Source organism: Acinetobacter sp. CIP-A165 (assembly GCF_000367985.1).
Lineage (GTDB): Bacteria > Pseudomonadota > Gammaproteobacteria > Pseudomonadales > Moraxellaceae > Acinetobacter.
Map to the genome: position 1 here is coordinate 350,474 of NZ_KB849200.1, position 7,730 is coordinate 358,203.

At 40.3% G+C, this 7,730-nt stretch carries 8 protein-coding genes; 2 read left to right on the forward strand and 6 right to left on the reverse strand.

Features of this window, described 5'->3' with window-relative positions:
- Positions 1–219: 219 nt before the first annotated feature.
- The 4 genes from F991_RS01525 to F991_RS01540 all read right to left on the reverse strand — a co-directional run bounded on the left by F991_RS01525 (position 220) and on the right by F991_RS01540 (position 3,691).
- Entirely contained in the window at positions 220–1,164 is a 945-nt protein-coding gene (locus tag F991_RS01525) for a copper resistance protein B (protein WP_004668309.1), read from the reverse strand.
- Entirely contained in the window at positions 1,151–1,489 is a 339-nt protein-coding gene (locus tag F991_RS01530) for a hypothetical protein (protein ID WP_004668310.1), read from the reverse strand. The genes F991_RS01525 and F991_RS01530 overlap by 14 nt, the downstream gene beginning before the upstream one ends.
- Positions 1,476–3,287, reverse strand: a complete 1,812-nt coding sequence (locus F991_RS01535) for a copper resistance system multicopper oxidase (protein ID WP_004668311.1) — start codon at positions 3,285–3,287, stop codon at positions 1,476–1,478. Before F991_RS01535 ends, F991_RS01530 begins: the two co-directional genes overlap by 14 nt.
- Before the next feature lie 86 nt (positions 3,288–3,373).
- Positions 3,374–3,691, reverse strand: coding sequence for a hypothetical protein (locus tag F991_RS01540; protein WP_004668312.1), 318 nt, complete (start codon positions 3,689–3,691; stop codon positions 3,374–3,376).
- Positions 3,692–3,839: 148 nt separating this feature from the next.
- On the opposite strand from F991_RS01540, the gene F991_RS01545 reads away from it, so the two are divergent.
- Complete coding sequence (locus F991_RS01545) at positions 3,840–4,520, forward strand: heavy metal response regulator transcription factor (RefSeq protein ID WP_004668313.1); 681 nt, start codon at positions 3,840–3,842, stop codon at positions 4,518–4,520.
- Positions 4,513–5,913 carry a heavy metal sensor histidine kinase gene (locus F991_RS01550; RefSeq protein ID WP_004668314.1) on the forward strand — a complete coding sequence of 467 codons (1,401 nt, stop codon included), beginning with the start codon at positions 4,513–4,515 and terminating at the stop codon, positions 5,911–5,913. Before F991_RS01545 ends, F991_RS01550 begins: the two co-directional genes overlap by 8 nt.
- Positions 5,914–5,951: 38 nt before the next feature.
- Here the strand turns inward: F991_RS01550 and F991_RS01555 are convergent, their stop codons facing one another.
- Together F991_RS01555 and F991_RS01560 are read right to left on the reverse strand one after the other, a co-directional pair.
- Complete coding sequence (locus F991_RS01555; protein ID WP_004668316.1) at positions 5,952–7,235, reverse strand: MgtC/SapB family protein; 1,284 nt, start codon at positions 7,233–7,235, stop codon at positions 5,952–5,954.
- The coding region (locus F991_RS01560) for an HAD-IC family P-type ATPase (protein ID WP_004668317.1) at positions 7,232–7,730 on the reverse strand (499 nt) is incomplete at its 5' end. The genes F991_RS01560 and F991_RS01555, both read right to left, overlap by 4 nt.

Consider the following 7,730-nt stretch of genomic DNA (forward strand, 5'->3'; position numbering starts at 1 on the left):
ATCTATATTTTATATCCAGTCCATGGTGATAAAAACCATCATAAACCAGACATTTTTATTGGTGAGAATATAGACACTTTAAATGGGTTCTAACAAGTCGAATTCGCATAACAGCCATTATGTTAAATGGAAGGAAGCAAAATAAGTTAACATTTTGCTTCCGGCCACATTAAGCTAGAGTTTTATTTAAATAAAGCTATTTAGTAATCATTAAATTAATTAAAATCTAAATCTAACACCAGCTCCATATAACCAACCTTTCTCAGAGTTTGATTCTATTTGCCACGACGTTTCATCATTACCTTTTGAATACTCATAGGCAATGTCGATATACGGCATGATCTTTTTACTGATTTCATAGCGAGTTTCAAACCCTGCGGTTGCACTGCTTAAACCAGTTTTTTTCGCATATTTAGAGTCATCACTAAAGATAGCATCCAACTCTAAATAAGGTTGAATAATCAACTTTTGCGTAATCAGAAAATCACGTTCCGTTTCTAGGCTAAAGCCCGCATAATTGTCTTCTCCCGCATAGAGATAAGCATCAGTTTCAAAGAAATATGGCGCCATACCATGTAAGCCAATCACCGCATCAACATTTTCTTCGGTGTCTTTGCGATGATCATTGAGTTCAACTTTTTCACTACGATAACGTGCACCAATCTGTGCATCCCAAAAGTCTGAAATCATACGGCTATATAAAAGTTTGGCATCATAATGTGCATCATGCGATTCTTCTTTATCGGCATGAATTTTAATAAAAACCTTATTTTCATCTGTGCCAATACGGGTTTCAAACTCTGACTTTAAATCACCTGTGCCATCTTCATTGACAAGCCACTTATTATCCACTGTCGTAATCGCATAAATTTGCGCACCGTGTTCTGAGCGATGATCATAATGCGAACTCTGCTGAGCATTCGCATCTGGTACATGATGTAAATGATTAACCGTAGATGTTGCCTGATGTTGTGCCTGATTCATTTGGCTATGGTTCATTTGAGAGCGATCCATTTGCATCGGCTGATTTTGACTAGAAGATGTAGCAACTGTCATTTTTTCAGGCGCACTATGATCTTCACCATTATGTGCCAAACTCACTGCACTGACCATCAACAAAGAGCTTGCTAAAACAGTTTTAGAAAAAAGATTAATGGTGCGCATGTTGATCTCCTTTCTGTACTTTTTGATCTTGCTGTTTCTCTGTTGATTTGTGATGCATTGGCTGATGACCTGCATGTTGATGGTTCATCGGTGCTGAATGTGCAGCATGATTCATTTTCCCCATCATCTGCATGTGTTGTGCATGCTCTTGTGGAGAATGCTGTGAATGATCCATCTCAGACATCGCTTGATGATTCATTGATGGTACATTTTTTCCATCAGTCTGAGCAGTTGAATGATGCCCTTCGTGCGCCACACTTAAGGTCGTTAAACTCAATACCGCAACAGAAAAAATCGCTTTCAATACAAAATTAGTGATGTGCATGTTCAGCTCCTTTTTGCTCAGTTACTTGTTGAGTTTGAGTCGAATTTGTACCTTGAATTGGCGTTGTAGACACTTGTTCATCGCTAACATTTGCCACGATCAACTTGTTCATCATTCCTGCACTCATGTGATACAACAAATGACAATGGATTGCCCATTCGCCCAACTCATCCGCAGTTAATAAAGCAGTCACTGTTTTACCCGGTGGTACAATCAATGTGTGTTTATTCGGCATATCTACCGACTCTTGACCATTCTCCAACTGCATAAACATGCCATGTAAATGCATGGGGTGCGCCATCATACTGTCATTAATAAATTTGATACGGATACGCTCGCCATACTTCACTTTTAATGGCTCAGCATCGCTGAATTTTTTACCGTTAATCGTCCAAATATAACGCTCCATAGTACCGCCCAAACGCACTACTAATTCACTGCTAGCTTCACGAGTATCTTTTTGCGGTTCTAAAGATTTTAAATCACTATATTGCAAGGCTTTATTGCCCGCAGGTGTAGATGCATTTGCCCAACCATAAACCACTTGATCATTTTCTTGTGGTTTTGCTGTGCCATGCTGTGAATGATCCATTTTCGAGTGATCCATGCCTTGCATATCGCCATGGTTCATTTTTGAATGATCCATTTTCGAGTGATCCATGCCTTGCATATTGCCGTGGTTCATTTTCGAATGATCCATTCCTGCATGATCACCGCCACCATGTCCCATATCTTCCATGGTCAAAAGTGAGCGTGGACGTGGTGCAGGCATATGAATGCCATGTGTCATAGGATTTAATTCATTGTGCAGTGTACCAATCGCATAGCCTGCACGGTCAATTGACTCAGCTTCAATTTGATAATGTCCGCCTTTTGGCTCCACAATCACATCATAAGTTTCAGCTGTGCCAATACGAAACTCATCCACAGCAATAGGTTTTACAGGCTGACCATCAGCACTGACCACAGTCATTTTCAAGTTAGGAATACGGACATCGTAGAAAGACATCGCAGATGCATTCACAAAACGTAGGCGAATTTTTTCATTCGGTTTAAACATTCCTGTCCAATTTTGTTCAGGTGTTTTGCCATTAATGAGGAAGGTATAACCTGTAACATCCGACATGTCGGTTTTTAGCATACGCATCTGATTCCACATTTTGCGGTCAGACCATGTCGCTTTTATGCCATCACGTTTAACCTGCTTCCAAACATCACCCAAGGTTTCACGCTGATCTTGATAATATTCAGCTGAAATTTTAAGATCTTTCTGAATTTGATCACTGGTTTTTTCATGAAAATCTGACAACATCACCACATAGTCACGTTCAGCTTTTTCATGTGCTGCCAATGGTGTTTTACCTTTTGGATAAATCACAAAAGAACCATATAAGCCGTCCTGTTCCTGTCCTTTAGAATGAGCGTGATACCAATAAGTCCCGCTTTGGCGAATCTTGAATTTATAAACATACTCGCTTTGAGGCTTAATACCGTTAAAACCATTAAATCCTGGTACACCATCCATAATGCCCGGCAACAACAGTCCGTGCCAATGAATAGAAGAATCTTGGTTTTTTAAATTATTTTTCACGCGAATGATGGCTTCATCACCCTCTTCAAACTCAAGCAAAGGCGCAGGAAATTGACCATTTACGGTAATTCTCTCAACTGGTTTTCCTGTGATATTTACAGTTTGTTCAGCGATTGTTAAATCATATTCTTTAACTGCCGCCATTACCCAAGTTGATGAAAATAAACCAACTCCAATTAAGAGTACATGACTTAACTTATTTGACATTCTATCTCACCGTTAAAAAGACCAGATTAGAGTATTAAGGCAATCCTTATCGTTAGCTCCAATACTCCTTTCCTGCTTTTATAAAATTATTTATTTGATGTATTGGACATATTCATTTTTGAATGATCCATTTTCGAATGGTCCATATTCATCATGGAATGATCCATTTTCGACATATCAGAGGAATTTGCCGCTTGCTGTTGGCTAGGTTCTTGCTGAACCTTATTATCCTTGTTCATCTTACAAGGTTTAGAACACGGCTCTTGTGCTTTTTTTGCAGTTGTCACAGCATTAGATTTCGAATTTGATAGATCTTTTGCATCATTTGCCCAAGATTGAGTACCTGCGATTAATGCTCCCATGCACACTAAAGTAGTTAAGCTACGACGCACTACAGTTTTCATAAGTTTCTCTAAAAGTTAATTTCTTGCTACTACAATAAAGTGAAGCATTGAAAATCTAAGTGACTTGAAAATGACATTTTTGTAATCTATCTCGATCAGATGTTTTATAACGTTATTATAGTTTTAATGAATGACTTAGGATTCGGAAATGAGAATACTATTAGTTGAAGATGAACAAAAAACTGGTGATTATCTCAAGCAAGGTTTATCCGAAGCTGGCTATATTACGGACTGGGTTACAGATGGGTTAACGGGTAAACATCAAGCTCTTTCTGAAGAGTATGACTTAATTATTTTAGACGTGATGTTACCTGGACTAAATGGTTGGAATATTATCAATGATATTCGTAGCAGCGGTAAAACAATGCCCATTCTATTTTTAACAGCCAGAGATCAGATAGAAGATCGAGTAAAAGGTCTAGAGTTAGGCGCTGATGATTATTTAATAAAGCCTTTTGCTTTTGCAGAGCTTCTTGCTCGAATCAAAACTCTCCTTAGACGAGGGCAGCAAAGAGAAGATAGTAATATTATTAAGATTGCTGATTTAGAACTTGATTTGAGAAAACGTCGGGTAACGCGAGCGGGTCAACGCATTGATCTGACGGCAAAAGAATTCGCGCTTATGGAACTTTTTATGCGTAGACGAGGTGAAATTTTACCAAGAGCGCTGATTGCTTCTCAAATTTGGGATATGAATTTTGATAGTGATACGAATGTCGTTGAAGTCGCTATTAAACGATTAAGAAGTAAAGTTGACAGTAACTTTACTCCCAAATTAATTCAGAATATTCGAGGAATGGGGTATGTACTAGAGGTAGAGGATGAATAATAATTTATTCAGAGCGATCAGTTTCCGGATCGGTATCATTTTCTCATTATCTACTATTTTCATTCTAATTATTATGGGTTTGTTCATAAATAAATTAGTAATGCATCATTTTGAAACTCAAGACCGTACCCAATTAGAAGGTAAAATCCAGCTTATTCAGAATCTTCTCCAACAGCATCCTAAAAATTCTCCAGAACTTAATCTTTATTTAAGAGATGCGTTAGTTGGACACCATGATCTTATGGTCCAAATAGAACGACCGACAGGCCAAATTTTATTTAGTTCAGCATCCTCAATCATTAATACTCAAAATTTAATCAAGTCAGCAAATAATTCATGGATTAAATGGCAAGTTCAAAATAAGACCTATCGTGGCATGATCTACACTACAGGTATAAATAGAAATTCTGAAATACAATCTGTACAAATTATTGTTGGGATCGATACATCAGAACATCTACATTTTCTAAAAGATTTTAAGCGTCAACTTTTGTATATTGGTTTGGCTGGTACAATTTGTTTAATGTTTTTAGGTTGGTTTGCAACCTGGAGAGGTTTAAGACCCGTGCAAAAAATGGCTAAGGTCGCAGAAGGAATTTCTGCTCAACATCTTTCAGAACGTTTAGAAGTTGAGCATACACCAACCGAACTAAAATCATTGGCAATCGCCTTCAATGCTATGCTGGACAGACTAGAGTCAGCTTTAGAAAAACTTTCCGATTTTTCATCTGATTTAGCACATGAAATTAGAACACCGATTAATAATTTAATGACCCAAACTCAAGTATGTCTCGCCCGTAACCGAGATATTGGTACTTATCAAGAAATACTATTTTCTAATTTAGAAGAATTTGAACGTTTGGCTCGAATGATGTCCGATATGCTTTTCTTGGCAAAAGCAGAACATGGCTTAAATTTACAGAACTTACAGAATATTGACCTTGTTAAAGAAGTTACCGCTTTATTTGATTTCTATGACGCTCTCGCTGCCGAAAAAAATATGACACTTCAACAAACAGGATCTGGCAATGTAAAAGGTGATCCTGCTATGTTACGTCGCGCACTCAGCAATCTATTGTCTAATGCAGTTAAATATGGAAACAAGAATTCTACAATACGGATAAAACTTCAACAGAATTTAGATAACACAATATTTTCAATTGAAAATGAAGGCCCTGAAATCTCTCCTGAACAACTATCCAGATTATTTGATCGTTTTTATCGAACAGATGCGTCTAGGCAAAGAACAGAAGAAGGAACCGGCTTAGGGCTTGCCATAACAAAATCTATTCTTGATATGCTTGGGGCGACCATCCAGGCTGAATCCCTCAATGGTCGAATCATTTTTACCATTGTTTTTCAAAGTGAATCCATGCAAGGGGAATCGTTTTAACTCATTTTTTGAACATCCTCCATTTACCCGAGTTGACCTTACATAAAGCTCAAACTGAGAGCTAGAGCTACGCCAGCACCTATCATGGCAATTGTGTAGCCAATTATGATGGCTCGGCCAAACTGTACCCCCCCTGTCATCCATGCAATTGTCGCTTTGCTTAACATGTTGCTCAGTGTGGCCAGCCCTAGCGCGACAGCAGCCACATTTGTTGTTAAGCCTTCAGTACTATGCAGGCGGGCAAGTGAGACTAAAATAGCATCTACGTCTGCTAGCCCGGAAATAGTCGATAGTACGAAGATGCCGCTGGTGCCCAACCATTGTTTTGCTGCCGGAACCAAGACTGCCATGACAGAAAGGAAAGCAGCGAAGCTGAATGCTGTCCCAAGATCAAAAGGAGCCATTGCTTCTATTGTTCGATCGTTGTTTTCAGCGCTGGTAATTTGGCGTTGTCTCCACAGTGCCATACCCAGCAAAAGGATTCCCGCAATCATCATTGCACCACCAAAAGTGCTTAGAAGTGCGGGTTCAATGACGCCTATCAGTACAGCCATACGAAAAAACATGATGCCACAGGCAGCCAATGTTCCAGAAATAGCAGCACTGACCATGACGGGGTGCTGGCGTGTATAGCGTGCCAGTGCGACAGTTGCAGCTGTAGAAGATGCCAAACCACCCAATAGACCTGTCCAGAGTATGCCTCTTTCTGAACCGGTGAGCCGCATGGCAAAATGACCTGCCAGAGAGAGTCCGGCAATCAGGATCACTGCCCACCATAACTGGTAAGGATTTAATGCAGCAAAAGGTCCCATACCCGTATTGGGTAAGTAAGGTAATATAACGACAGAAAGTACCAGTAACTGTAGAGATGCGGTTAATTCACGATGTTCGATCAAGCGTAACCAACCATGTAAGGTTGGCTTGAGATCCAAAAATACAGCCACGATGACAGCCGCTGTTAATGCTAAAGTAACATTACCATGGGATGCATATGCACCTAGAACTAATGTCAACAGCATCGCGATCGTCGTGGTAGCGCTTAAATTACCGGAAATTTTTGCGGTACGCGCGTAGGATACCGTAAGTAAAAGGGAAAGCCCTAATACGGCTGCGACTAGTGGCCAAGGCCCAAAGTTTGGCTGTAGATGACCCAGCACTCCTCCGAGTAATCCTGTCAATGTGAAGGTACGTAGGCCTGCTACTCGGCTGCCTTCTGGCAGTTCACGATCATTCCATCCTCGTTCTAAACCAATGAGCAGGCCGATGGCAAGTGCTGCAACTAGGCCTGATACATCTGGTGGAAGAAAAGGACTCTCTATCATAGCTTTTTATGTCGCAGGCGAAGGGCATTCGTGATCACTGAAGCGGAGCTAAAACTCATGGCCAAGGCCGCAATCATGGGTGACAACAACCAACCTGTAAATGGGTAGAGTACGCCAGCTGCTATTGGGATACCCAAGGCATTGTAAAGGAAAGCAAACATGAGGTTCTGTTTCATGTTGCTGACAGTAGCTTCCGAGAGTGAACGGGCAACCGAGATACCGCGTAAATCTCCCTTGACCAGGGTAACTTGAGCACTATTCATTGCGACATCAGTCCCGGTACCCATAGCGATACCGACATCAGCCTTGGCTAGTGCAGGTGCATCATTGATTCCATCGCCGGCCATTGCCACGATGCGACCTTGCTTCTGCAATTTGCTGACAAGTTCGAGTTTATCTGGGCTTTGTTGCACAAACCTATCTGTAAAGGGTTTTTCAGCGATATAATTTTCAAATGAAGAAGCCTGCACACAAAATCTACCGCACAACCAATTG

Bases quoted from the DNA above. Each gene is read 5' to 3' on its own strand.
- F991_RS01525 (WP_004668309.1), bottom strand. From the start codon at position 1,164: ATGCGCACCATTAATCTTTTTTCTAAAACTGTTTTAGCAAGCTCTTTG.
- F991_RS01530 (WP_004668310.1), bottom strand. From the start codon at position 1,489: ATGCACATCACTAATTTTGTATTGAAAGCGATTTTTTCTGTTGCGGTA.
- F991_RS01535 (WP_004668311.1), bottom strand. From the start codon at position 3,287: ATGTCAAATAAGTTAAGTCATGTACTCTTAATTGGAGTTGGTTTATTT.
- F991_RS01540 (WP_004668312.1), bottom strand. From the start codon at position 3,691: ATGAAAACTGTAGTGCGTCGTAGCTTAACTACTTTAGTGTGCATGGGA.
- F991_RS01545 (WP_004668313.1), top strand. From the start codon at position 3,840: ATGAGAATACTATTAGTTGAAGATGAACAAAAAACTGGTGATTATCTC.
- F991_RS01550 (WP_004668314.1), top strand. From the start codon at position 4,513: ATGAATAATAATTTATTCAGAGCGATCAGTTTCCGGATCGGTATCATT.
- F991_RS01555 (WP_004668316.1), bottom strand. From the start codon at position 7,235: ATGATAGAGAGTCCTTTTCTTCCACCAGATGTATCAGGCCTAGTTGCA.